Below are 24760 nucleotides of genomic sequence, written 5' to 3' on the forward strand. Positions count from 1 at the left end.
ACCGCGCGATTTTCCCCGCGAAATCGCATAACATCGCCTTCACGGAGCGAGGTACGCCCAGCGTACCGAACAAGCAAGCCCCGCAACCTCGCCGTTGCCGCCAGCCCTCCGCTGTCCCCACTTGCTTGCAGACCCCATGAAGATCGACTCCCTTGCCCTGGCCGTGCTGGCCGGGCTTGCCGCCGGCCATGCCGCCGCGCAGACCCTCACCTCCGAGACCACCACCACCCTCGGCACCGTGGAGGCGCGGCGCGAGACCGCCGCCTCGCTGTCCACCCGCAACATCCTCAGTTCGGTCGACGTGCTCGGCAGCGAGCAGATCGGCGACAAGCAGGTCATGAACGGCTGGGAGCTGTTGGGCATGATGCCCGGCGTGCAGCTCACCGAGATCCGCCAGGGCGCCGAATCCGGCAAGGCCACCTTCCGCGCCTTCAACGGCGAGGGCTACCTCAACGGCATCAAGATCCTGATCGATGGCGTGCCCAGCGATGCCAACAGCGGCAACCAGCGCTTCACCGACATGATCTTCCCGCTGGAGATCGCCTACATCGAAGTCGTGCGCGGCACCAACGACCCGCGCTACGGCCTGCACAACATCGGCGGCAACCTCAACATCGCCACGCGCCAGGGCGGCGACTACCAGGACCTGCGGCTGAGCTACGGCAGCTTCGCCACGCGCGCACTGCAGTACGCCGTCGGCCATGAAGCCGGCGGCCTGGCGCAGAACTATTTCGTCGGCGCCCAGGCCACACAAGGCGAGCGCGCGCACGACAGCGCGCGCAAGTACACACTCGGCGGCAAGTGGTTCTACGGCGAGGACGACGACACCGCGCGCATCGGCCTGATCGCCCGCGCCTACCATCTGAAGGCCGATGCGCCCGGCTTCCTCACCGCCGCGCAATGGGACGACGACCGCGACCAGTCGCCGCCACAGAATGCCAACGACGGCGGCGAGCGCACCCTGCGCCAGGCCAGCGTGCATGCCGACTTCAAGCTCGGCGACGGTGTGCAGCTGCGCAACACGCTGTACGTCAACCGCTACGACGAGGAGCGCCGCGTCACCTTCACCCCCTACCCGATCGGCAACGCACCGCGGCAGCGCCGGCAATGGGACGAAACCCAGACCGGCCTGCTCAGCACCGTCACCTGGCAGGCCAGCGACCTGCTGAGCGTGGAAGGCGGCCTCAACGCCGAGCACCAGAACAACCGCTATCGCCGCTACCGCTATGCCTACGCGGTGCCGACCGATTTCTGGAGCGCGCCGGCGCGCGTGCAGAACGACGACCGCTACACGCTCGACAACTTCGGCCTGTACCTGCAGGCGGTATTGCAGCCGACCGCCGCGCTGAAGATCGTGCCGGCGTTCCGCGTCGACCGCTTTTCCGGCGACACCACGCTGCCCGGCGGCGTGCACGCGCCGCTGCAGCGCTACGGCTGGATCGACCAGCCCAAGCTCAGCGTGATCTACGCGCTGACGCCGCAGCTGAGCGTGTACGCCAACTGGGGCCGCACCTTCCAGATCCTCACCGGCTCCACCGCGCCGGCCTACCTGACGCCGGGCCAGCCCGGCGTGCGGCCGTCGATCAACACCGGCAAGGAACTGGGCCTGAAACTGCAGCCGGCCGCCGGTACCGAGGCGCGGGTGGCGGTCTGGCGCCAGGACGCCACCGACGAGGTGGCCAACAACGTCAGCTCCGGCACCACCGTGGGCCTGGGCCAGACCCGGCGCCAGGGCGTGGACCTGCAACTGAGCACGCAACTGGGCGAGCACTGGACGCTGTGGCTGTCGCAGGCGCTGCAGGAGGCCAAGGTGGTCAGCGCCTACAACGCCTCGGGCGAATCGCTGCGCGGCCGCGAGGTGTTCTCGGTGCCGCGCTACATCAGCAACGCCGGCGTCGACTACCGGCCCGATGCGCGCTGGACCTTGGGCGTGCAGGCGCGCGCGCAAGGCGACTACTACATCGACGAGCGCAATGCGCAGGGCAAGTACGGCGGCTTCCGCGTGGTCGATGCCAGCGTGCGCTACCAGCTCAGCCCGCGCACCAGCCTCGACCTGCAGGTCAAGAATCTCAACGACGCCCGCTACGCCTACGTCTGGTACGACAACTTCTTCTGGGGCGGCAACAATCAGGCGATGTTCTCGCCAGCGCCCGGGCGTTCGGCCTATCTCGGGTTCGAACTGCGGCTGTAGGGCACCTCGCATCACCTGCATCCGCCACAGCGTGCTGCGCAGGAGCGGCTTCAGCCGCGACGGGCTTCACCGGGAACGCCCCTGTCGCGGCTGAAGCCGCTCCTGCGGGACACGTCCCCGGGGAGATGAGAGGTGCCCGGTCACGGTGTTGCCTGGCCAAGGACGACCGTAAGCCGCCGGACGCGGCGTCCGCCGCGCTGTGGTACGGTTCCAGGCGTCGCCAGCCTTCGCGCAAGCCTCCCGCTCGTTCACAGGAGTGCTTTGCGATGATCTCTCCCGCTTCGCTCGACCACGGCGTCTTCCGCTTCCGGCAGACATCGCCATGACCGACTTCGTCACCGATGCGGCGCAGCTGCAGGACTGCGTGGGCCACCTGCCCGGTCCGCGCGACCTGAAGGTGATCGACCACCTGGACGCGCATGCGCTGCGCTGGCTGGCCGCCAGCCCCTTGCTGTTCGCCGGCGTCGCCGGCCAGCGCCTGGCATTGAGTGCGGGCAGCGGTGCACCCGGCTTCGCGCGCGGCGATACGCCGCATTTGCTGTCGATCCCGCTGCAGGCACTGGACACGGCCCACGCGCACGTCGGCGCCGGCTTCGGTTCGCTGTTCCTGGTGCCCGGATTAGGCGAAACCCTGCGGGTCAATGGCCGCATCGCCGGCGACGACGGCACCCGCGTGTTCGTTGCCGTCGAGGAATGCTATCTGCACTGCGCCAAGGCCCTGCTGCGCGCCGACTGGTGGCACGCGGAGGCGCAGACCGACACCACGCCGCCGGAGACGCCGGAAGGATTGCTCGCCAGTTGCCGACTGCTGATCCTGGCCACCGCCGATGCCGAGGGCCGCGTCGATGTCAGTCCGCGCGGCGATCGCGCCGGGGCCTTGCTGCAAGCCCACCGCGACGCCTGGTGGTTCGCCGACCGGCCGGGCAATCGTCGCGTCGACAGCCTGGGCAATCTGCTGGCGCGGCCGCAACTCGCGCTGCTGGCACTGCGCCCCGGCAGCGCACGCTGCGTGTGCATCGAAGGGCTCGCCCGCCCCAGCACCGACGAGGCGATCCGCAACGCGCTCGCCGTCGATGGACGCGTTCCGCATCTAGCGGTGCGGGTGCTGCCGGCGCTCCTCGAAGAGACGCACAGCCGCGCGCTCGGTCGTTTCGACCGTTGGCCGCCCGCCGCCATCGCACACGACCTGGACCCGCCGGCGATCTTCCGCGACCACGTCCGGCTCAGCGGCGCGCGCGGCACCCAGGCCACGCTGATGCGCGCGGCGGTCTCGGTGCCCGGCGTGGTGCGCAAAGGACTGCAGGCCGACTACAAGAAGAACATGTACTGAGCATCCAACGCCGCCGATCACCGGGCGGCGTCGGTCACGCCGGGCGCGCTGAGGTGATGCACGGCATAGCGGTGTGCGGCGGCGTCTTGCGGCGGCAGATCGCGCCACAGATGAAAACGCAGCCGCGTCCATCCCTGCGGTTCGTAGCCGCACACCGTGGCCAGCACGCGTTCGTCAGGTACGTCCATGTCGGCGATCTCGCTTCCGCAGGCTGGCACTGGCGCCGGAAGCACGCGGGTGGCGTAGCGCGCCGAGCGCAGCGCCGCGGACGTCCACGCCGTGCCGACCATCCACGCCTGCACGGTCGGGCGTCCGAAGGCCTCGCACAGCGCGGCGAACGCGGGGCCGGCGAGGAACGCGTGCATCGCCGCCGCATCGCGCCATAGATAGAACGGCGCATACAGGTTCTGCCGGCCGGGCAGCAGCGGATCGCTGCGATCGGCGACCAGGTAGGCCTTGAACTGCAACCCCGGCAGCGTGTCGAGCAACGGGCCTTTGTCGGCGATGCGGCGGCGGATGATCGCCATGTCGTAGTCCGCCGGCAACGCGATGCTGTATTGCATGGCGATCATGCCGGCACTCCGCGGGCCGTGATGCCGGCGCGGCCGCCGCCGAACGACCAGTCCTGCGCCGCGGTGGTGACGATGGTGACCATCACGTCCTCCGGCGGAATTCCAGGCGCGATCGCCAGCAGCGCGACCAGGCGCCGATAGAACGCCTGCTTGCAGGCAGCGCTGCGTTCGCGGCCGGCGGTGATGGCGATCAGCACGAAACGATCCGAGCGCGGCCCGCCCAGGTAATGGCGGTCGAACACCAGTTCGTCCGGGTCGTGCTGATGGATGACCTGGAAGCAGTCGCCGGCCGGCACCTCGAAGGCGTCGTGCATGGCCTGGTAAAGGCTGGCCGACAGCGCGCGCAGGTAGGCAGGCGGATGACCGCGCAGCAGCGAGATACGGGCGTACGGCATCAGCGCGGCTCCGTCATGGACGGCCGCGCCGCGGCAGCGGTGCGCAGCAACGGCAGCGCGGACGCCGCACACGGCCAGCCGGCGTAGAACGCCAGGTGGGTGATGGCCTCGGCCAGGGTGTCGCGGTCCAGACCGTTGTCCAGTGCGCGCGCCAGGTGCAGCGGCAACTGCTCCAGTCGCGACAGGGCTACCAGTGCCGCCACCGTGACCAGGCTGCGCTCGCGCGGCGACAGCCCAGGGCGCTGCCACACCTCGGCGAACAGCACCTCGTCGGTGAGGCGGGCGAAGGCCGGCGCGATGTCGCCGAACGCGGCCTGCGGGGAAGGAAACGGCGTGGATGGGCCGGACATCGGAAGGTCTCGCAGGGGGAACGGGCACAGCCTAGTCGCGCACAACCTTTCGAAAAATCGGAAAATATCGAAACGACCGTCCGGAAAATCAGGATCGACCGATGCGCCCCATCACCTTCGACCTCGACGCGCTGCGCAGCTTCGTCGCCGGCGTGGAGTTGGGCAGCTTCGCCAAGGCGGCCGAGCGCCGCGGGCGCTCCACCTCGGCGATCAGCGCGCAGCTGAAGAAGCTGGAGGAGCAGGCCGGGCAGCCGGTGCTGCGCCGCCAGGGCCGCGGCCTGGCCCTGACCGAGGCCGGCGAAGCCTTGTTGGGCTACGCGCGGCGGCTGCTCGAGCTCAACGACGAGGCGGTCGTGGCCCTGCAGGACACGGCGCTGCAAGGCTGGGTGCGGCTGGGGCTGCAGGAGGACTTCGGCGAGCACATGCTGCCGGACGTGCTCGGGCGTTTCGCCCGCGCCCACCCGCAGGTGCGGATCGAAGCGCGCATCGCCCGCCACCAGGAACTGCTGGCGCGGGTGGAGGCCGGGCACCTGGATCTGGCCCTGGCCTGGGACTCCGGCGCAGCCTCGGCGCATCGGCAGGCACAAGCGGCGTGGCCGCTGCGCTGGATCGCCGCAGGCGACCGCAGCGCGCCGGACGTGGCCGACTGGAGAGGCGCGGCGCCATTGCCATTGGTGATGCTGGAAGCCCCCTGCCTGCTGCGCACGGCCGCGACCACCGCACTGGACCGCGCCGGCGTCCCATGGCGCATCGCCTTCACCAGCGCCAGCCTCGGCGGCGTATGGGCGGCGGTCCGCGCCGGATTGGGCATCACCCTGCGCACCCCGGCCGGGGTGCCGGCCGGACTGACCCTGCTCCCGCCCGGCGCCGGCGGCCTGCCCGCGTTGCCGGCGCTAGGGCTGAGCCTGCATCGCGCGGTCGCCGTGCCGCCGCCGGCGGTGGCGCGGCTGGCGGAGATCCTGCAACAGCGCCTGCAGGCGGCGCATGCAGCGCTGGTCGGGGATGGCTGAGACGTCCCGCGCGCTTACCTGCCGCCCTTGCAGGGCATCCTCCTGGCGATCAGGACGCCGGCGAGCATGTGGCGCCGCCGCTGGCCACGGTCTTGAAGGATTGCCATCGCTCTTCACCGGGACGTGCCGCGCGGATCGGAAACCGTGCGTTCAACCATGCGCGGTCGCGACAGCCGCGGCGCTGCGCCGCTCGCGCAGGCGCAGGAACGGCCGCTCCACCGCGTAGTGCAGGACAGCCGCGAACAGCAGCGCCATGCCGGCATAGACGGCGAAGGCGAGCGGTCCACGCCCGTCCAGCAGCGCGCCGAACCACGCCTGGGTCAGATGGAACGCCGCCTTGTGGCTCAGGTACAGGCTGTAGGACACCGCGGCCAGCCAGGCCGCGCCCGGCATCCGGCAGCGCCCCAGCCATCCCTGGGTGGAGGCGCCGGCGCCGACCAGCAGCGCCAGTCCCAACGACAGCACCGGCCAGCCGATGGCATTGCCGAGCAGGCCGGTGCGGTCGCGGAACAGCCACATCGCCAGCGCACAGACCACGATGCCGGCAAGCGCCACGACGCTGGCGTGACGCTGCAGCCGCTGCCAGTGCTGCGGCCGGAAGGTCTTCAGCACTGCCAACGCCACCCCCGCCAGCAGGCCGTCCAGGCGGTTCCAGGTCGGATAGTAGAGATCCTCGATGAACCAGTTGCGCTGCAGCCCGGCACCGATGCGATCCAGCGCGCTGTCGTGCACCCAGATCGCACTGCGCAGGGCGATGCCGGCCAGCACCACGGCCACGCACAGCGCCACGAAACGCGGCGCCGATGGCCGCCGCAGCAGCCACGCCGCCAGCAGCGGAAACACCAGGTAGAAGTGCTCTTCCACGCACAGCGACCAGGCATGCGAGAACGCCTGCTGGTTGGCGTAGTCGATGCCCAGGTTGAGGGTGAAACTGGCGAACAGCCACCACGGCGCGATCCCGGGCGCTTCGCGGAAGCCGGGCCATGCCAGGTACAACGCCAGCACCACCGCGTACGCCGGCAGGATGCGGTAGGCGCGGCGCCGGTAGAACTCGCCGTAGCGCAGCCGCTCGCCGCGGGCCAGCGGCGCCAGCACCTGGCCCCCGATCAAAAAGCCGCTGAGCACGAAGAACAGATCCACGCCCATCCAGCCATAGCGCGACAGCCACTCCCAATCCGGGCCGAGCCCACCGACCACGAAGGAGTGGAACAACATCACCCAGACGATGGCGGTGGCGCGCAGCAGGTCGAGGCCGGGATAGCGCATCGCAGGGGGTTGGCGGTGGGGAGCGCGCAGCTTACTGGCTGCATCGCCGGTTGCGGCGGCGGGCGTGCACCGGCATCGGCGCGATCGCGCCTGGAAAGCGCGGCGGCGGCGCTAGGCGTCCCCCATGCTTACTTGCAGCGGCGTACCCTCACCCCAACCCCTCTCCCGAGGGGAGAGGGGCTTGAGTGGGTCGCGCGCTGTCAGCCCAGCGGTTCGTCCGACAAGTAGGTGTAGCCGGTCAGGCCGGCCTCGAGCGCGTCGGCCAGTTCCGTGGCCTGCGCGGCCGGCAACTGCGCGGCGGCGACGCGTTCGGCGTAGGCGGCGCGCAGGTCGTCCAGGCGGTAGCCGACGTAGTCCAGCATCACGTCGGTGGTATCGCCGCGGCGCTGCTGGGCGATGCGGTAGCCGTCGCCATCCACCGCCACTTCCACCGCGTCGGTGTCGCCGAACAGGTTGTGGATGTCGCCCAGGATCTCCTGGTAGGCGCCGACCAGGAAGAAGCCGATGCGGTAGCTTTCGCCCGGGCGCAGCGCGTGCAGCGGCAGCGAGCTGTCCAGGCTTTCGTTCTCGACGTAGGTCTTGACCATGCCGTCGGAATCGCAGGTCATGTCGCAGACCACGCCGCGCCGCGCCGGCGCCTCGTTCAGGCGCTCGATCGGCACGATTGGGAACACCTGATCGATCGCCCACACGTCGGGAATCGATTCGAACACGCTGAAGTTGACGAAGTACTTGTCGACCAGACGCTCGTTGAGCTCGTCCAGCACCGGGCGGTGGCTCTTTTCCTCGTGGCTCAGCCGCGCCCGCACGCCATGGGCGATGGCATAGAACAGGTCGTCGATGCGCGCGCGATGGGTCAGGTCGATCTGGCCCAGGGCGTAGCCGCTGAGGCCTTCGGCGTGGAAATGCTGCGCCTCCTGGAACAGTTCCACCGCCGGGCGCTGGTCCAGTTCGGCATGGATCTCGCGCAGGTGGCGGATCGCCGCCGGTTCGTCGTCGTGCGCGTCGGGCACGCGGCCTTCCGGCGCCTGCTCCACCTCGGACACGTTGGCGATCAGCACCGCGTGGTGCGCGGTCATCGCGCGCCCGCACTCGGTGACGATGCGCGGCGGCGGCAGGCCGTGCTCCTCGCAGGCGCTGGCCAGCGGCTGCACGATGTTGCTGGCGTAGGAGTGCAGGCCGTAGTTGATCGAGCAGTAGCTGCGCGAGCGGGTGCCTTCGTAGTCGATGCCCAGGCCGCCGCCGACGTCGACGTGGCTGATCTTCGCGCCCAGCTTGGACAGCTCGACGAAATAGCGGGTGGCCTCGCGCATGCCGTTGGCGATGTCGCGCACGTTGGAGATCTGCGAGCCCATGTGGAAGTGCAGCAGGTTCAGCGCGTCGGCGTACTCGGTGTCGCGCAGGGTCTTCCACAGGTCCAGCACCTGCCGCGGCGACAACCCGAACTTGGCCTTGTCGCCGCCGCTGTTCTGCCACTTGCCCGCGCCCAGCGAGGCCAGGCGCATGCGCACGCCCAGGCCCGGCTTTACGTCCAGCGCGCGCGCCTCCTCCAGCACCAGCTTCAGCTCCGACGGCTTCTCGATGACGATGAAGGTCTGCAGGCCGAGCTTGCGCCCGATCAGCGCCAGGCGGATGTACTCGCGGTCCTTGTAGCCGTTGCACACGATCAGCCCGCCCGGCCGCGACAGCGCCAGCACCGCCATCAGTTCCGGCTTGCTGCCGGCCTCCAGGCCGAAGCCCTCGCCCTGGTGGCTGGCCAGGGTGCCGGCCACGCCGCGGTGCTGGTTGACCTTGATCGGGTACACCGCGGTGTAGCCGCCGGTGTAGTCCCAGTCGGCCTGGGCCTGGGCGAAGGCGGCCTGCAGCTTGCCCAGGCGCTCGCCGAGGATGTCGGGGAAGCGCACCAGCATCGGCAGCTTGGCCCCGGCCGCGCGGGCGGCGTCCACCACCTCCGGCAGCGCGATCGCCACGCCGTCGGCGCCCTGCGGCCGCACCACCACCCGGCCGGCCGCGTCCACGTCGAAGTACCCGTCGGCCCAATGTGGGATCGAGTAGGTCTTGCGGGCTTGGTCGAGGGACCAATCGCTCATCGTGGCGGCTCGGCTGAGGGAAAAAGGGCGTGGATTGTAACCCCTGCTACGCGTGGGGTCCGTTACAATCCGCGCCGTTCCGACGCCCTCGGCTCCTGGTGGAGCCGGGCCGGGTTCGCGGGCGCGTGGTGCGGGCTGGATGCGCGAGGCTGTGTCCGCCCCTCATCCGGAGAGGATGCGGTAACAGAATCGTGTGGTTCGGCTGCGCGAGGCTGCGCCCGACCCTCATCCGGCGAGGTACGGTAACAGCGTCGCGTGGCTTGGCTGCACGAGGCTGCGCCCGACCCTCATCCGGGGAGGTGTGGTAACAGCCTCGTGTGACCTGGCTGCATGAGGCTGCGCCCGACCCTCATCCGGCGCTACGCGCCACCTTCTCCCGGGGGGAGAAGGAATCGTCGCTTCTTTTCTTGCTTTCCTAGGACATCTGCATGAGCGCCAACGACAACTGGTACATCGAACACTTCCAGCCCACCGGCTCGGCCATCGGCTACCGCATCACCGGCAAGCTGGACGAGGTGCAGTCGCCGTTCCAGAAGATCGAGATCTACGACACCACCGACTGGGGCAAGCTGATGGTGATCGACGGCGCGGTGATGCTGACCACGCGCGACAACTTCTTCTACCACGAGATGATCAGCCACCCGGCGCTGTTCACCCACGCCGCGCCCAAGCGCGTGGTGATCATCGGCGGCGGCGACTGCGGCACCCTGCGCGAAGTGCTCAAGCACCCGGGCGTGGAAAGCGCCACCCAGTGCGACATCGACGAGCAGGTCACGCGCATGGCCGAGAAGTACTTCCCGGAGCTGTGCGACTCCAACAACGACCCGCGCGCCGAGTTGCTGTTCGACGACGGTGTGGCCTACATGGCCAACTGCCCGGCCGGCAGCGTGGACATCGTCATCGTCGACTCCACCGACCCGGTCGGCCCGGCCGAAGGCCTGTTCAACAAGGCCTTCTACGAGAGCTGCTTCAAGGCGCTGAAGGACGACGGCATCCTGGTGCAGCAATCCGAGTCGCCGCTGGCGCTGCTGGACCTGATCAAGGAAATGCGCGCGGAAATGGGCAAGGCCGGCTTCGCCAGCTTCCACACCGTGCCGTTCCCGCAGCCGTGCTACCCGACCGGCTGGTGGAGCGTGACCATGGCGCGCAAGCAGGGCGGCTTCGACTTCCGCCAGGACGACGCCGCGGCCAAGCCGTTCGCCACCCGCTACTACAGCGCGCACCTGCACACCGGCACCCAGGTGCTGCCGCCGTTCGTGGCCGAGGCGCTGGGCGGCTAAGCCCCCGGTCCTCTTCGGCATCGGCGCGCGCCTGACGTGCGCCGATGCCGCGGATCGCCGGCGCTGTCGGGGCCCTCGGCAAGGCCGGCCCCAACGCGGGCGTATCCGTATCGACGGGCGCGCTGCATCGCGCATGGCATCGCCTCGCCGGTTGCCGCGATCGCGCGCTGTAGGCGCCAAACGATGCCGCACGCCATGGCCGGCGCGTGCGACGATGCGCCGGCCTCCATCGCACACACCGCGAGCCTGCCATGCGCTCCCAGACGACGTCGCCGTGGACCCTGTGCGCGCTGGCCGCGATCGGCTTCGTCGTCGCCTGCGTCGCCCACGAAGCGGTGGGCCATGGCCTGGCCTGCCTGGGCAGCGGCGGCATCGTCCGCTGGCTCGCGTCGGTGTATTTCCGCTGCCAGCCCGGCCAACCGATCGTCGATGCCGCCGGCCCGCTGGCGAATCTATGCGTGGCCGCAGTGTGCATCCTGGCGGCACGCCGCCGTCGCGCGGACACGCCGCGCCTGGCGCTCGCGCTGATCGCCGCCTTCAACGGACTGTGGGGCGCCGGCTACCTGCTGTTCTCCGCGGTCACCAATGACGGGGACCTCGCCTTCGTCCTGCGCGATCTCGCCCTGCGGCCTGCCTGGGCCTGGCGGCTGGGGATGGGACTGGCCGGTGCCTGGCTGTATCTACAGGTGCTGCGCGCCATCGCCCCGTGGCTGCCGAAAGGCAGGCCAATGCTGGCGGCCTACGCCACTGCCGGCACGGTGGCCTGCGTGAGCGTGCTGTTCCATGCCGGGCCGGTGCTGCCGGCACTGCGCGAGGCGGCGCAGGAAGGCCTGTTGGCACCTATCGGCCTGGTGGTCGTTGCGCTGTCGCGCCGGTCGCGCGCGCCACTCCCACTACCATCCAGCCGCACGACGATCGCCGTGACGGTGGTGGTGGTCGCGACGTTCTGGCTCACCCTCGGCCGCGGCTACGGCGGCGTCTGAGTCGGCGGCTGACGCGCAGCGTGCCTGACCTATCCAACTGGCCCGCCACACCTGTAGGGGCGGTTTCAGCCGCGACAGGTTCTATCGGGAACGCCCATCGCGGCTGAAACCGCTCCTACACGACACCATCCATGCCACGGCGATGCAGGCGCGGTGACTGCGTTACAGCGCGTCCGCGTCCAGTTCACCGGTGCGGATCCGCACCACCGTGCCCAGGTCGTAGACGAACACCTTGCCGTCGCCGATCTTGCCGGTGGCGGCGGCCTTGACGATGGCCTCGACCACGCGCTCGACCTGGTCCTCGCTGACCGCCACTTCCAGTTTCACCTTGGGCAGGAAATCGACCACGTACTCGGCGCCGCGATACAGCTCGGTGTGGCCCTTCTGCCGGCCGAAGCCCTTGACCTCGGTGACGGTGATGCCGGCCACGCCCTGCGCGGCGAGCGCCTCGCGCACGTCGTCGAGCTTGAACGGCTTGATCACGGCCATGATCATCTTCATGCGGCGTTCTCCAATCTCAATGGCGTCAGGATAGCGCGGTTGCGCGATTCCCGGCCGTCGGGTTCAATGGCCGCGCGCCCCCAACGCCGGAATTTTCCGACAGCGCGCCGCGTCCGATCCCGATGGTCCCGACCTTTCCGGTGCCGCAATCTGACGCCACCTGCCGGAGCACAGCCATGATCGACCTCAACCATCTCGACGACCTCGCCCGCCGCCTCAGCGATCTGGTGCCGCCGGGCCTGCGCCAATCCCGCGACGAACTGCAGAGCACCTTCAAGAGCGCGCTGCAGGCCGGGCTGGGCAAGCTCGACCTGGTCACCCGCGAGGAATTCGAAGTGCAGCGCGCGGTGCTGCTGCGCACGCGCGAGAAGCTCGAAGCGCTGGAGCGCAGCGTCGCCGCGCTGGAAGCGGCACGCAGCGGGCAGTCGCCCAGCCCCACCGCCTGATCCACCCGCCACCATGAGCCTGGCGCTGGTGCACAGCCGTGCCCGCGCGGGGGTGCTTGCGCCTCCGGTTCGGGTCGAAGTCCATCTGTCCGGCGGCCTGCCGACCACGCAGATCGTCGGCCTGCCCGAGGCGGCGGTACGCGAATCGCGCGACCGCGTCCGCGCCGCCCTGCTCTGCGCGCAGTACGAGTTCCCGGCACGGCGGATCACGGTCAACCTGGCCCCGGCCGACCTGCCCAAGGAGGGCGGCCGCTTCGACCTGCCGATCGCGCTGGGCATCCTCGCCGCCGCCGGCCAGCTCGACCCGCAGGTGCTCGGCCAGTACGAATTCCTCGGCGAACTGGCCTTGACCGGCGAACTGCGTCCGGTCGACGGCGTCCTGCCGGCCGCACTGGCCGCCGCCCAGGCTGGGCGCACCCTGATCGTCCCGGCCGACAACGGCGCCGAGGCCGCGTTGGCGCAACACGTGCAGGCCTACACCGCACGCACCCTGCTGGAAGTCTGCGGCCTGCTCAACGGCAGCAAGACCCTGCCCGCGGCCACCGCGCCGCCCACGGTCGCCGCGCCCTTTCCCGACCTGAGCGACGTGCGCGGCCAGGCGCAGGCGCGGCGCGCCCTGGAGATCGCCGCGGCCGGGCATCACCACCTGTTGCTGATCGGCAGCCCCGGCTGCGGCAAGACCCTGCTGGCCTCGCGCCTGCCCGGGATCCTGCCCGAGGCCAGCGAAGCCGAGGCACTGGAGAGCGCGGCCATCGCTTCGGTCAGCGGCCGCGGCGTGGATCCGGCACGCTGGCGGCAACGCCCCTACCGCGCACCGCACCACACCGCCAGCGCGGTGTCGCTGGTCGGCGGCGGCACTCATCCGCGCCCGGGCGAGATCTCGCTGGCGCACCACGGCGTGCTGTTCCTGGACGAACTGCCGGAGTGGAACCGGCATGCGCTGGAAGTGCTGCGCGAGCCGCTGGAATCGGGCCAGGTGACCGTGTCGCGCGCGGCGCGCAGCGCCGAGTTTCCCGCGCGCTTCCAACTGGTGGCGGCGATGAATCCCTGCCCCTGCGGCTGGGCCGGCGACCCCAGCGGTCGCTGCCGCTGCAGCGAGGACGCGGTGCGGCGATACCGCGCGCGCATCTCCGGCCCGCTGCTGGACCGCATCGACCTGCACGTGGAAGTGCCGCGGCTGCCGCCACAGGCGCTGCGCGCCGATGCCCCGCCCGGCGAAGCCAGCGCCACGGTGCGCGCCCGCGTCGAACAGGCGCGGCAACGGCAACAGCGCCGCGCCGGCCGGCCCAACGGCCAGCTCGGCCACAGCGAGACCCTGCGCGACTGCCGGCTGCAGCCGCACGATGAAGCGTTGCTGGAACACGCGATCGAGCGCCTGCGGCTGTCGGCGCGCTCGCTGCACCGTATCCTGCGCGTGGCGCGCACCATCGCCGACCTGGACGCCAGCGACGCCATCGCCACCGCGCACCTGACCGAGGCCATCGCCTACCGGCAACTGGATCGCGGCGAACCGGCCCCGGTGGCGCGTAGCGCCTAGGACCGCCGCCACCGCTGGTCTGTGGATCGAACGGATGCGGGCCATGTTGGAGCGCCGCCCGCACCACCTCCGACGCACTCACTCCTCTGCGAGCTTGAGCCGCAGGACGGTGGCCTGTCGTGTGGGTGCGGCTTCGGGGAACCGCCAATAACGACGGGAAGTAGTTTGCAGGAGCGGCTTCAGCCGCGACGGGGCCTTCCCGGCGAAGCCTGTCGCGGCTGACGCCGCTTCTACAAACGACCCGACCAATCCGCAGCCGGCGAACCCTCCCGCAGGAACGCGGCGGGCACCGCGCTCCTGCGGGATGGCGCGCGTGCCCCCTGGCGCGACGCTGCGCCTATCCCGCCCAACCGCGAGGCGGCGGCGGCCTCCTCGGGCCAATCGGCGCGGCCGTCGCCGCGCCGTGCACCACCGCTGCCTACGTCACACACACCGTTGTTCCAGGCGACTATCTCCGCCTGGAACAAGGTTGCTGCGATACGCCGCCTCGTTCAGGGCAGCGACGTGTACGGCTGTCGCCACGGATTGACTTCGACGTAGCTGCGGCCGGTCACGGCAGCGCCGTTGAGCGTGCCGACCACTTGCGAAGCGCCTTCCCAATACGTGCGGTGCCCGGTCCAGAGCATCTCCTGGTCGTCGACCAGCGGCGTGATGAGCAGGTTGCCTTCCGGCAGGATCACGTTCCACTTGGACTCGTAGGTGTAACCGGAGTTCGGACTCGTCCAGGTCGCCAGCCGTTGCAGATCCATCTGGTCGCCGGAGACGGGGGTTGCCACGCCCTTGGACACGCGCGTGCCGTACTTGTTGGTAATGGCGCCAGTGTTGGGGTCCTGAAGGTAATACAGCATGTACTGGGTGTCGTTATCCATCTGGATGGCGAACCAGTTCCAGCCGCCGCCGAAGAAGGAGCCGTTCTCGTCGGAGGCCATGCCTTTCACGAACCACTGCCGGTCCTGCCACGAGGTACCGATGATCTTGATCGGCACGCCGTTGTCGTAGACCGTGCCTTCGGTGTCCAGCGCCGTGGAAGAGTAGTACGCCGAGGTCTTGGCGATGGGACGGTAGTCCACCACGCCGTTGCCGTTATGCAGCACGAACGGCATGTCGCTGCTGGTCTTGAGGTCGATGGCGAAGCGCCCATCGCTCAGTGCGCCCTTGATCGCGTAATTCTGCTGCGACCCGCTGATCGACCAGCCGTTGTTGGCGAAGTTGAAAGAGCCCTTCTGATCGGGAATCTGATCGGTGACGACGCGCTCCTCCACCTTGTGCAGCTTGTTGTTCACGTCGGTGACCGCGAAGTGCCAGGAATAGGTGGCAGGCCCGGACCCGATCGGCCACAACTGGAACACGGTGACCTCGTAGCCGAATTCGCGCTTGGCGCCGCTGGGGTCCACGCCATACAGATGGCCGACGAAATACCACCATTCCAACTGACTGTGGTGCGGACCCTCGTCGCGCGGCAATTGCACCGGCGTGGGTTCTTCGAACACCTGCGCAGCCACGGGTGCGGACGAGAAGCCGCACGCGATGACCATGGCAGCAGCGAGCCAGCCGCGGAAGCGGCTAAACGTTTTTGTTGACAGACGCATTGTGATCCCCTGCAAGATGATGATGGATGTCGTACTGATTGGATGCGACTGGGCACTTCACGGCAGGACGCGCATCCCCCAATCCACGCCCCACGGGTTCATTTCGGCGAATGCCCTGCCGGTGATCGATTTCCCCGCCACCGTGCCGACCACCTTGGCAGGACCCTCGAAATAGAACTTCTGCGTGGCCGGCGCATACAGCTCGGCGTTCTGCAGCGTCGGCGTGATCGTGATCGCGCCGTCCGGCAAGGTGACCTTCCATTGCGCCGGATAGGTGTAGCCGGTGTTGGGGCTCGTCCAGCTGCCGATCCGTTCGAGCTTGAGCGCACTGGGATCGAGCGGGGTGTAGTGACCTTCGGCGGTCTTGACGGCGAGCGCCTGATCGACCGTACCGTCGCCCTTCATGAAGAAACTGATGTTGTATTGGCTGTTGTCGTCCAACGACACGCCGAACCAGGTCCACCCGCTGTTGGCGTCGCCCGGGATGCCGTTGGCCCATTCGTGGTCGTACCAGGAAGTGCCGGTGACCTTGACCGGCACGCCGTGATCCCAGACGGTGCCGCTGGTTGCATTGACGTTGAAGGAATAATACGGCGAGATGAATCCGCCATAGGTTTCCACGCCATTGGTTCCGTTCAAGGTCGGTTTCTGCAGCGCCTGGGTACTGAGGTCGATGGCATAATCCAGATCGACAGGCGCGGCCTTGGCATAATAACTGCCCATCGAACCGCCCATCTGGAAGCCGGCGACGTCCAGATCGAAACGATCCGTCGACGTGGTGAACGGCCCGGTCACCACCTGCTTCTTGAAACGGAAATCGCCGCGATCCAGATCCGAGATCGCGAAATGCGCGTCGTAGATCGGTGCGGTATTGGCGACACCAACGATCTGAAATACCACCATTTCATACGCGTATGAGTGTTTTCCCCCAGATGGATCGGTGCCGTCCAGAAAACCGGTCATGTACCACCATTCGGCCGGCTGGCGATGCGACGCTTCGTCGTGTGGGAGCGAGATGCTTGTTTCGATGGGTGGAAATGTCCCGATCGCCTGCGCGGACGCGGCGGGCGCAAGCAGCGTCGCGGGAAACGCGAGAGCGGCGATCGCGAAGGCATGCACGAGTTCGTGCATCCGAATCATTTTCATGACGGAATCCCCTGAGTAGCATTAAGTGAGTACCGACTGCAGCTGTCGGGCTTGCGTGGAACGCGATGACGTTTTGTGCAGTGCAGCGATGTCGCGTTCGATTCAAATCTATTGCCGCCGTTGTGGCTGTCAATGATTCAATTTTAAATTTTTCAATCCTGCAACGCAGGTCTCATCATGACAGCGCATGACGCTCAATCGGCGTCGGCGGCAGCGGGATTTATAACCAATTTCCGACAATCACCGCAGACGATGCGCAAATCGCAGAAAATTTCCCCATACTTATTTTCCGCAATGCGCACGGACGTTCCGTGCATAGAAATCCGCCGGTCACGCTTCCTGTCCAAATAATCGTCCAGTGCAAAATGTTCCACGCCGCGGCATCCGCGAGCAGAGCCTCAAAGCATCCGGTCGGCCGCGGCCACCGCATCGGCGATCAAGCCGTTGCAGCGGCGCGCATGCGTGAAGGTCATGCCATGGGAGGCGCCGGCGAGTACCTCATGGCGCACCTGCGGCAGCCAGGCCGCCAGGGCGGCGGCGTTGTCGCGGTACTGGGCCGGACTGCGTTCGCCGGCGACCAGCAACACCGGCATCGCCAGGGTGGCGGCCTGCTCGGGCCGGTACGCCGGCAGTGCATCGGCGATCTGCGGCACCAGGGTCTGCGCGTTGTCGCGCACCATCTGCCGGAAGCTCGCGCTGCTGCGCGCCCAGGCCCCGGGCTGGCTGACCGAATCGACGAAGCATTCCAGGCCGGCCTCCACCTGGCCACCCTGCAGCAACGCGATCGCCTGTGCGCGGACCGCCTGAACGTCGGCCGGCAGGCCCTGCCGCTGCGGGCCACCCGGATCGAACAGGGTCAGGCTGGCGATGGCATCCGGCCGCAACAGCGCCGCCTGCCAGGCCACGGCGGCACCACGGGAATGGCCGACCAGATGCACCGGCCGCGCTTCCTCGGCGATGAAGGCGGCGAGCTGCTGCGCATGCCAGCGCCAGCCGAACGCATGCCGCGACGCCGACGGCAGCCGCGGGTAGTACTGGCCCAGGCTCAGCGCGCTGAGCTGGAAGCGGTCGGCCAGGCCGCGCAGTTGTGGCGCCCAGTAGCGGTAGTCGCACAGGGCCCCATGCACCAGCAGCACCGGCGCGCCCTCGCCCACCCGCAGATAGGCCAGCGCGTCGTCCGCGCCGAGCCGGCGGACGGCCGGCTTGGGCAGGGGCGTGCGCGAACTGCTCGTCGCGATCATGCGTGCGACACCGCGACTACCGCCAGCGACGCCGACAGCCAGCGGCCAACAACACCATCGCCGCGCAAGCAACACGCCGTTTGCGTCGAAAGAGAAGTGGGGAAGCGCTCGGCATCCCGATACGATAGCCGTATCGCCCCGGCGCGGCGACACTGCAGCGATGCGGTGGCGATGGGCGGCACAGCATCGCGCTGGCCGCGCGGCACACGCACCGGAACGGCGGCGGCAGCCTCCCACCCACAAGGCTGCCAGAGCACACTCCCGCATGAGGGCTTGTGCGACGCAGGGTCGCGCTGTGTCGCACCCTGCATGCATCAGGCAATCACACCTCCAGAATGTGGCGCGTCCGCGGCGCGACGATGGCGAGGCGATGACCTTGATCTCACCGCAAGGGTGCTCCGCGCTTGCCACCATCGCACCGCGGACGCCGCTGCCTCCGCTTCAGGCGCATCACCCGCGCCGAGACGGTCGAACCCGGCCTGGCCTTTCCCCCGATCAGCCAGGCCGCCGGGACGCAGAGGCGGCAGCCGCCCCTGTGTCCCTCGCCACTCCGTCAGTCGACGAAGCTCAGCACCAGCGCGCGCACCTGCTGCACCGACACGCCCGCCTGCTGTTTCAGCGCGCCGAGCGCGTAGGCGCTGAGCGTTTCGCGGTCCATGCGCGCGGCCGAACGCGGCGCCACCACGTGGAGCGTGCCGTCTTCCAGCAGGGACAGACGCAGCGTAGCGTTCTCGTCCGCATCGACGGCCACACTGGTCTGGGCGCTGGCGCGAACGTTCTGCTGCAGGTTCGGCGCGGTCGGCGCGCTGCCGTCCAGCGGGTGCAGCGCCAGGCTGCTGCCCAGGTCTTCCACCCGCAGGCGGCCAAGCGCACGGCCTTCGCCGTCGAACACCGTCAGCACCGCCACTTCAGGCTGCGCCAGGGTCTCGCCACCGGTAGCGAGGCTCACGCCGGCACCGTTGCGCAGCACCTGCTCCATCGCCACATCGCCCGGGGCACCGCCGCGCTGGCCGGCACCCTGGCTTGCGGCGCCAGCACCGCCCTGGGCATCGGCGACGTTGCCTGCGCCGTTGCCACCGGCATTGGCGCCCGCCGAGCCGTTGGCACCGTCGGCCGCGGTGGTCCCGGTGTCCGTGCCGATCGCAGCGCCGGCAGTGCCGCCGGCACCGCCCGAACCACCGGCGCTACCGCCAAGGCCGCTGCCGCTGCCACCGGCGCCGCCACCCGATGCCGTGCTGCCGGCGCCGGTCGGATCGAGCGAGGTTCCACCCAGCCGCGGTTGCGCCGATGCGCCCAGTTCCCCCATCGCGCCGGCCGCTGCCGAAATCGCGCCCGCCGCCGTCAACGAATTGCCGTCGGCGGTGCCGCCCGGCTGCGTGCCGTTGCCCCCCATGCTCGGCTGCGAAACCGCGTCCACCGCGTTGCGGCCCGGCAGGTCCTCGATGCCGGCGACGGTCTGCTGACGCGCATCGGTGAGGCGGTAGTTGCCCGCGTCGGCACCGCTCAGGGCCAGTGCGATCTGCACCGTCTTGCCCGCCGCGGCCGAGGCATTGTCGTACTGACCCCGACCCTGCAGCGCGACCTCGTCGCCAGCGACCACGCCACGCAGCGGCGGCAGTACCAGCACCGCGTCGCTGCCGCCGTCGAAGCGCTTGTCCAGCACGGCCACATTGCCGACGGTCAGCTCCTTCGCCGCCACGTCGCCGCGCGACTGCAGGCTGGTGTTGACCAGGCGATAGTTGCCGGCATCGCCACCGCGCAGGCCCGCGGTCACGTCCACGCGCTTGCCGGTGCCGGCGTTCTTGGTGTCGTAAAGGCCCTGCAAGATCAACGCGACGTCATCCCCACCGACCGTGCCGACCATGCCGCTGCTGCCGACGTTGGCGGTGCGGTTGCCGTCGTACACCTTGGTGGTCACGCTCAGCGTGCCGGCGTCGATCGTCTTGGGCGTGATGTCGCCGCTGGACTGCAGGCGCGTCGCGAGCAACTGGTAGTTGCCGGCGTCGCCACCGCGCAAGCCCGCGGTCACGTCCACCCGCTTGCCCGTGCCGGCGTTCTTGTCGTCGTACTGGCCCTGCAGGACCAGTGCCACGTCGTCCCCGCTCAGCGTGCCGACCGGGCCGTTGCTGCCGACGTTGGCGGTGCGGTTGCCGTCGTACACCTTGGCCGTCACGCTCAGCGTGCCGGCGTCGATCGTCTTGGGCGTGATCGAGGCGGTACTGCCGCGCGGCGTCGAGGTGGCCACGTCCATGACGTAGTTGTCGGCATCGGTGCCGCCGAGTTGTGCGGCGACCACGACGCTCTTGTTGTCGCCGACGTTCTTGTCGACGAACGCGGCCTGGGTGGCGACGGACACATCGTCGCCGACGACGGCATTGCCGAGCGTGGCGTTGCGCACCTGCGCGCCGATCCCGCCGTCGTACACCTTGCCGGCGATGTCGACCGCCACCGTCAGCGTGCGCTTGGCGATGTCGGCATAGGCCGTGCTGTCGACCAGGTAGTTGCCTGCATCGTTGCCGCCGAGCGCGATGCCGGACACGGTGACCTGCTTGTTGACGCCGGCGCGCTTGTCGGCGAACACCGCGCCGGATGCACCGGCGAAGCGCACGTCGTCGCCGCTCACCACGCCGCTCAGGGCCGCCGACCCCAGGCTGGCGATTGTGGTGCCGTCGTAGACCTTGCCCTGGATCGAGCCGGCCCCCAGCTGCAGCGTCTTCTGGCTGATCGTACCGATGTTGGCACTGGCGCTGGTGCTGGCCAGACCGTAGCCGTACACGCGCACCGCGCCGTTGCCGGCGTGGTCCACGCTCAGGCCGTCGACGGTGACTGCCTTGCCGTGGCCGACGTTCTTGCTGTCGTAGTGCGCGGCGGTGCCGGTGACGACGACCGTATCGCCGTCGATCGCACCGCTGCTGGTCGTGTAGCCGATCCCGCCCAGTGCGGCAGCGGCATTGCCGTCATAGGTCTTGCTGGCTGCGCCGGTGAGGGCGACGGCAACGGTCGGAGCGACGCGGTAAAGGAAACCGCTGCCCGCATCCAGCACGGTGCTGCCGGTGCCGGCGTTGTACTGCTTGAACTGCGGCGTCAGACCGCCGCGGGTGTCATTGAGCGGCGAGATGGAATACACCAGCCAGCGGCCGTTGCCGGTGCTCACCGCGCTGCTGCCTGCCTGATTGATGAAGTTGCGGCCGGCCGCCAGCAGCACGCCGGTCTGTCGCTGCGCGGCATTGCCCGCGCTCACCGCCTGTTGCAGCGTCAGGTCCGCGCTGGCGCCGGTCAGGCGCACGTCCACCGCGCCGGTGGAGGCGATGCCGGCGAGGCCATCGACACTGCCGACCAGCAGGCTGCCGTTGTTGCGGAAAGTCAGGTCGCCGCTCTGTGCCGCGATCGCGTTCACCAGGGTACTGGCGGAGGTCAGCGACACCGCGCCGCTGGAGCGCAGCGCCAGTGCCGCGGCGGTCAACGCGCCGCTGCCCTGGATGCCGGTGCCGGCGACGTCGTTGAGCGACAGCGTCTGCGCGGCGCTGATGCCGTGGTTCAGGCTCAGGCCGCCCTGCGCGGCGCTGAGATAGAGGCTGCCGCCGCTCACGCCGACGTCGTCGGTCTGCTGCAAACGACGCGCCTGCACCTGCATGCGGTTGCCAACGGCGACGTTGAACGCCCCCATCGTCACGTCGTTGCCCGACGCATCCACGCGCAACGTGCTCACGCCGTTGAAGCGCGACAGCATGCTGCCGCTCAGGACAGTGCTGCTGCCGCCGAACGCGAACGGGTTGCCGCCGGACACGGCGAAGGCCACGGTAGCTGCCGTCTGATTGCTCAGCGTGGTGCTGGCCCCATCGAAACCGGTGCCGGCAGTGGCGGCGAGGGTGGCGGCGCTGTTGTTGAAGTTGATCGCGCTGTTCAGGCCCAAGGTTCCTGTCGCGTTCAACCCCACCGTCCCGGTGGTGCCGGCGCGCACATTCAAGCCGGTCAGTGTGTCGGCGAGACCCAGGCCCCAAGTGGCGCTGGAACTGGCGATCTGGGTGGCGCCGCCCACGTCCAGCGCCAGCGTGGTGAAGTTGAAGGTACTGTCGCTGAGGGTGGCCCCGGCGCCGGCGGTGACCGCCAGTTTGGCCGCAGATACGCCGCCGTTGACTCCCAAGACGCGTTGGCCGCTCTTCAGGCTCACGGTGCTGGCGCCAGTGACGATGTCGCTGTCGAACACCAGGTCGCCGCCGTCGCTGCGGCCCACTTCCAGCGTGGCCGCGTTGACCTGGCCGATCGTCGCGTTGCTGAGCCCGGTGCCCAGATGCAGGGCGTTGGCCGCGGTCATCTGCCGGATCGTGACCTTGCCGTTGCCGCCGTTGGCGGTGACATGCTGGCTGAGGTTGATGGTGTCGCCGGTCAGGATCACGTCGCCGGTGCTGTTGCTGAGGCTGCCGGCGGTGATGTCCAGGGTCTTGTCGAGCAGTTCGAAGCTACCGCTGGCGTTGAAGTTGTAGTTGCCGGAGACGCTGATGGTGCCGGTGCCATCGGCGCGGCCGATGGTCAGGTTGCGGATGCCCGGCAACTTGTTCAGCGTCGCCGCCGAGGCGAAGCCGTTGGCGTCGCCCAGCACCATGTTGACCGAAGGATCGTACGGCTCCAGGCGCATCGACGCCGTGCTGAGGTTGTTGAGGGTCGACGAGCCCCAGTCGATCTTGTTGGCGCGCAGCACCAGCACGCCGCTACCGGTATCGAGATTGACCGGTACGTTGCCGAACACGATGTTGCCGCTGGTGTAGATGCTGGCGCCACCCTTCATGGTGAAGGCGGTATCGATGTTGAAGTCGCCACTGGCGTCGATCAGGCCGTTGAGGATCTTCTCGCCGCTGGTGTAGCTGCCATCGGCCTTGAACAGCACGCGCCCGGCGCCGAGGGTCATGTTGGAGTTCAGCGTCACCGCGCCCTGCCCGGTGGACAGGTACACGTTGCCGCCATTGCTGAAGATCGGCGAGTTCAGGGTCAGGTCGCCGCCGCCCATGTTGTCCGAGTCGCCCCAGATGCGCACGTAGCCGCCATTGGTGGTCAGCGCGCCGCTGACCGAGATGCCGTCGGCGCCGTACAGGGTGATCGAGCCGGCGCCCGGGGTACCGTTGCCGTTCTGGGTGACGTCGTGGGTCGGCAGCGTGCCGGGATTGGTGCCGGGGCCATGTGCGATCAGGTTGCCGATGCTGCTCAGGAAGCCGGTGTTGGTGCGTCCGCTCTGCATGTAGATGCTGCCGGTCCCGAACACTTCCACCGTATTGGTCGGATTGGCGAAGCTGATGGTGCCGTTGGTGTTCTCCAGACGCAGGCTGACATTGTTGGCCATGCTCAGGCGGCCGTTGCCGCCGTTCAGCGACAGGTCGCCGAAGGTGATGCCATTGTCGGCCACCAGCATCACGTTGGCGTTCTGCGCCTGCAGGTCCCGCACGTATACCGTGCTTCCGCCCAGGGAACCGATGCCGGTGCCGCCGCCTTGGATGCTGATGGTGTCCGGATCCAGCAGCAGGTCGCCCATCGCGCCGTTGGCCGCGCTGGCATCGGTGCGGCCGCTGTAGGCGAGTTGCTGCTTGCCGGAGACTTCGGCGCGGCCGCCGTTGCCGCCTTGCGCGCCACCGCGCACGGCGATGCTGCCGGCGAACCGGGTGTCGCCGTCGGACCAGACCACCGCTTCGCCGCCGTTGCCGCTGCTGCCGGCGCTGGCGTCGAGCGCGACGCTGGCATCGGCCTCCACGTGGGTGGCGTTACGCAACGCCGGATCGTGCCCCTGCCAACCGCCGCCGACGTGGATGGCGCCACCGCCGGTCGCGCCGCTGGCGTCCAGGCGCGCGCCGCCGTCCAGGCGTAGCTGCTGGCCGAGCACGTCGATGCGGCCGCCCTGGCCGGTCGCCGAACTGGCGTCGAGGCGGCCGCTGACGTGGACCTGGCCGGCGTCGCCGCCGTCGAGCAGGATGCGACCGCCATGCGCGCCCAGCGAGGTCGCTTCGACCACGCCATCCATGTTGATGACGCTGGAGCGCAGCGCGCTGGCGCCGGCGGCGCTGAGCACCACGTTGTTGCCGCGGATGGTGCCGCTCTGCGCCAGTTCCGCCTTCAGCGCGTCCTGGGCGACCGCCAGCGACAGCAGGCCGTCGCTGCCGAAGTCCACCGCAACGCGATCGCCTGCGGCCAGGCCGACCTGGCCCGCCGCGATGCTGCCGGTGTTGCTCGCCGCCGGCGCCAGCAATGCCACCACGCCGCCGTTGGCGCGGATCGCGCCCTCGTTGCGCACCGCGCCGGCCGCACCGCTGGCGACGAAGCGCGCGTGTCCGCCCAGGAAATCGCTGTCGCTGATGCCAAGCGAGCTGACCAGCAGCCCGCCCACGTCCACCTGCGCGCCCTTGCCGAAGTACACGCCGTTGGGATTGACCAGCCAGACCTGGCCGTTGCCGCTCAGTTCGCCCAGCACCTGGCTGGGCGTGCCACCGAGCACGCGGTTCAGCGCGATGGCGGTGCTGTCGGGCTGCTCGAAGCGCACGCTGGCCTGGTTGCCGATGTCGAAGCTGTTCCAGTTCAGGATCAGCCGCTGGCTGTCCTGATGCACGGTCAGGTTGGCGCCGCGCTGGTCCAGGTGCGCATTGCCGGCGGCGATCTGCGCGCCGTCGGGCAATGCGCCAGGATCCACGGCATAGGCCGACAGCGGCACGCTGCCGATGGCGATCGCGGCGGCGGCAGCGCGCACCACGGTGCCGCTGCGCTTGCCGCGGCGGCGGGAAATTTCGGCGGCGACCACGTAGGCGCCACGCAGTTCGTCCCAGATCAAACGGTAGATGTGATTCATGCGAATC

17 protein-coding genes are annotated in these 24760 nt (G+C 69.2%); 7 read left to right on the top strand and 10 right to left on the bottom strand.

Annotation, left to right across the window (positions count from 1 at the left end; genetic code table 11):
* The first annotated feature begins 136 nt into the window (after nucleotides 1–136).
* Nucleotides 137–2191, top strand: coding sequence for a TonB-dependent receptor (locus tag SLW52_RS06475; RefSeq protein WP_320739774.1), 2055 nt, complete (start codon nucleotides 137–139; stop codon nucleotides 2189–2191).
* Nucleotides 2192–2513: 322 nt separating this feature from the next.
* Complete coding sequence (locus SLW52_RS06480) at nucleotides 2514–3521, top strand: pyridoxamine 5'-phosphate oxidase family protein (RefSeq protein WP_320739775.1); 1008 nt, start codon at nucleotides 2514–2516, stop codon at nucleotides 3519–3521.
* 17 nt (nucleotides 3522–3538) lie between these two features.
* On the opposite strand, the gene SLW52_RS06485 is transcribed toward SLW52_RS06480, so the two are convergent.
* From SLW52_RS06485 to SLW52_RS06495, 3 genes are read right to left on the bottom strand one after another with little or no spacing between them, the layout of a single operon-like run.
* The gene (locus SLW52_RS06485; protein ID WP_320739776.1) at nucleotides 3539–4093 is read right to left on the bottom strand and encodes a DUF4865 family protein; all 555 of its coding nucleotides are present in this window, start codon (nucleotides 4091–4093) and stop codon (nucleotides 3539–3541) included.
* Nucleotides 4090–4488 (bottom strand): tautomerase family protein, encoded by a 399-nt coding sequence (locus SLW52_RS06490; RefSeq protein ID WP_152237297.1) that lies wholly within the window; start codon nucleotides 4486–4488, stop codon nucleotides 4090–4092. The genes SLW52_RS06485 and SLW52_RS06490 overlap by 4 nt, the downstream gene beginning before the upstream one ends.
* Nucleotides 4488–4838: a carboxymuconolactone decarboxylase family protein gene (locus SLW52_RS06495; protein WP_152237298.1), complete on the bottom strand. Its 351-nt coding sequence runs from the start codon at nucleotides 4836–4838 to the stop codon at nucleotides 4488–4490. The genes SLW52_RS06490 and SLW52_RS06495 overlap by 1 nt, the downstream gene beginning before the upstream one ends.
* Before the next feature lie 101 nt (nucleotides 4839–4939).
* Here SLW52_RS06495 and SLW52_RS06500 point away from each other — a divergent pair, with 101 nt between their 5' ends.
* Nucleotides 4940–5848, top strand: a complete 909-nt coding sequence (locus tag SLW52_RS06500; RefSeq protein ID WP_267121816.1) for a LysR substrate-binding domain-containing protein — start codon at nucleotides 4940–4942, stop codon at nucleotides 5846–5848.
* Nucleotides 5849–5998: 150 nt separating this feature from the next.
* Here SLW52_RS06500 and SLW52_RS06505 read toward each other — a convergent pair whose 3' ends face one another.
* Entirely contained in the window at nucleotides 5999–7114 is a 1116-nt protein-coding gene (locus SLW52_RS06505) for an acyltransferase (protein ID WP_267121815.1), read from the bottom strand.
* A gap of 200 nt (nucleotides 7115–7314) precedes the next feature.
* Nucleotides 7315–9204: an arginine decarboxylase gene (speA, locus tag SLW52_RS06510; protein ID WP_209032645.1), complete on the bottom strand. Its 1890-nt coding sequence runs from the start codon at nucleotides 9202–9204 to the stop codon at nucleotides 7315–7317.
* 428 nt (nucleotides 9205–9632) lie between these two features.
* Between speA and speE the strand changes: the two genes are divergently transcribed.
* Both speE and SLW52_RS06520 read left to right on the top strand, forming a co-directional pair.
* Nucleotides 9633–10484, top strand: a complete 852-nt coding sequence (gene speE / locus SLW52_RS06515) for a polyamine aminopropyltransferase (RefSeq protein WP_017916998.1) — start codon at nucleotides 9633–9635, stop codon at nucleotides 10482–10484.
* Nucleotides 10485–10735: 251 nt separating this feature from the next.
* Nucleotides 10736–11467 (top strand): hypothetical protein, encoded by a 732-nt coding sequence (locus SLW52_RS06520; RefSeq protein WP_320739777.1) that lies wholly within the window; start codon nucleotides 10736–10738, stop codon nucleotides 11465–11467.
* Between the two features lie 162 nt (nucleotides 11468–11629).
* Here the strand turns inward: SLW52_RS06520 and SLW52_RS06525 are convergent, their stop codons facing one another.
* Nucleotides 11630–11968, bottom strand: coding sequence for a P-II family nitrogen regulator (locus SLW52_RS06525; RefSeq protein ID WP_010341856.1), 339 nt, complete (start codon nucleotides 11966–11968; stop codon nucleotides 11630–11632).
* Between the two features lie 176 nt (nucleotides 11969–12144).
* Here SLW52_RS06525 and SLW52_RS06530 point away from each other — a divergent pair, with 176 nt between their 5' ends.
* Both SLW52_RS06530 and SLW52_RS06535 read left to right on the top strand, forming a co-directional pair.
* Complete coding sequence (locus SLW52_RS06530; protein WP_017908021.1) at nucleotides 12145–12414, top strand: accessory factor UbiK family protein; 270 nt, start codon at nucleotides 12145–12147, stop codon at nucleotides 12412–12414.
* A 13-nt stretch (nucleotides 12415–12427) separates the two neighbouring features.
* Nucleotides 12428–13951 (top strand): YifB family Mg chelatase-like AAA ATPase, encoded by a 1524-nt coding sequence (locus SLW52_RS06535; protein WP_320739778.1) that lies wholly within the window; start codon nucleotides 12428–12430, stop codon nucleotides 13949–13951.
* A 491-nt stretch (nucleotides 13952–14442) separates the two neighbouring features.
* Here SLW52_RS06535 and SLW52_RS06540 read toward each other — a convergent pair whose 3' ends face one another.
* From SLW52_RS06540 to SLW52_RS06555, 4 genes are all read right to left on the bottom strand, one after another.
* Nucleotides 14443–15441: a lipocalin-like domain-containing protein gene (locus SLW52_RS06540; protein ID WP_267117648.1), complete on the bottom strand. Its 999-nt coding sequence runs from the start codon at nucleotides 15439–15441 to the stop codon at nucleotides 14443–14445.
* 156 nt (nucleotides 15442–15597) lie between these two features.
* Nucleotides 15598–16686, bottom strand: a complete 1089-nt coding sequence (locus SLW52_RS06545) for a carotenoid 1,2-hydratase (protein ID WP_226977771.1) — start codon at nucleotides 16684–16686, stop codon at nucleotides 15598–15600.
* A gap of 398 nt (nucleotides 16687–17084) precedes the next feature.
* Nucleotides 17085–17927: an alpha/beta fold hydrolase gene (locus SLW52_RS06550; RefSeq protein ID WP_320739780.1), complete on the bottom strand. Its 843-nt coding sequence runs from the start codon at nucleotides 17925–17927 to the stop codon at nucleotides 17085–17087.
* A gap of 553 nt (nucleotides 17928–18480) precedes the next feature.
* Complete coding sequence (locus tag SLW52_RS06555; RefSeq protein ID WP_320739781.1) at nucleotides 18481–24753, bottom strand: YDG domain-containing protein; 6273 nt, start codon at nucleotides 24751–24753, stop codon at nucleotides 18481–18483.
* Nucleotides 24754–24760: the final 7 nt, after the last annotated feature.

Source organism: Xanthomonas sp. LF02-5 (genome assembly GCF_034105325.1).
GTDB classification, from domain to species: Bacteria; Pseudomonadota; Gammaproteobacteria; order Xanthomonadales; family Xanthomonadaceae; genus Xanthomonas_A; species Xanthomonas_A sontii.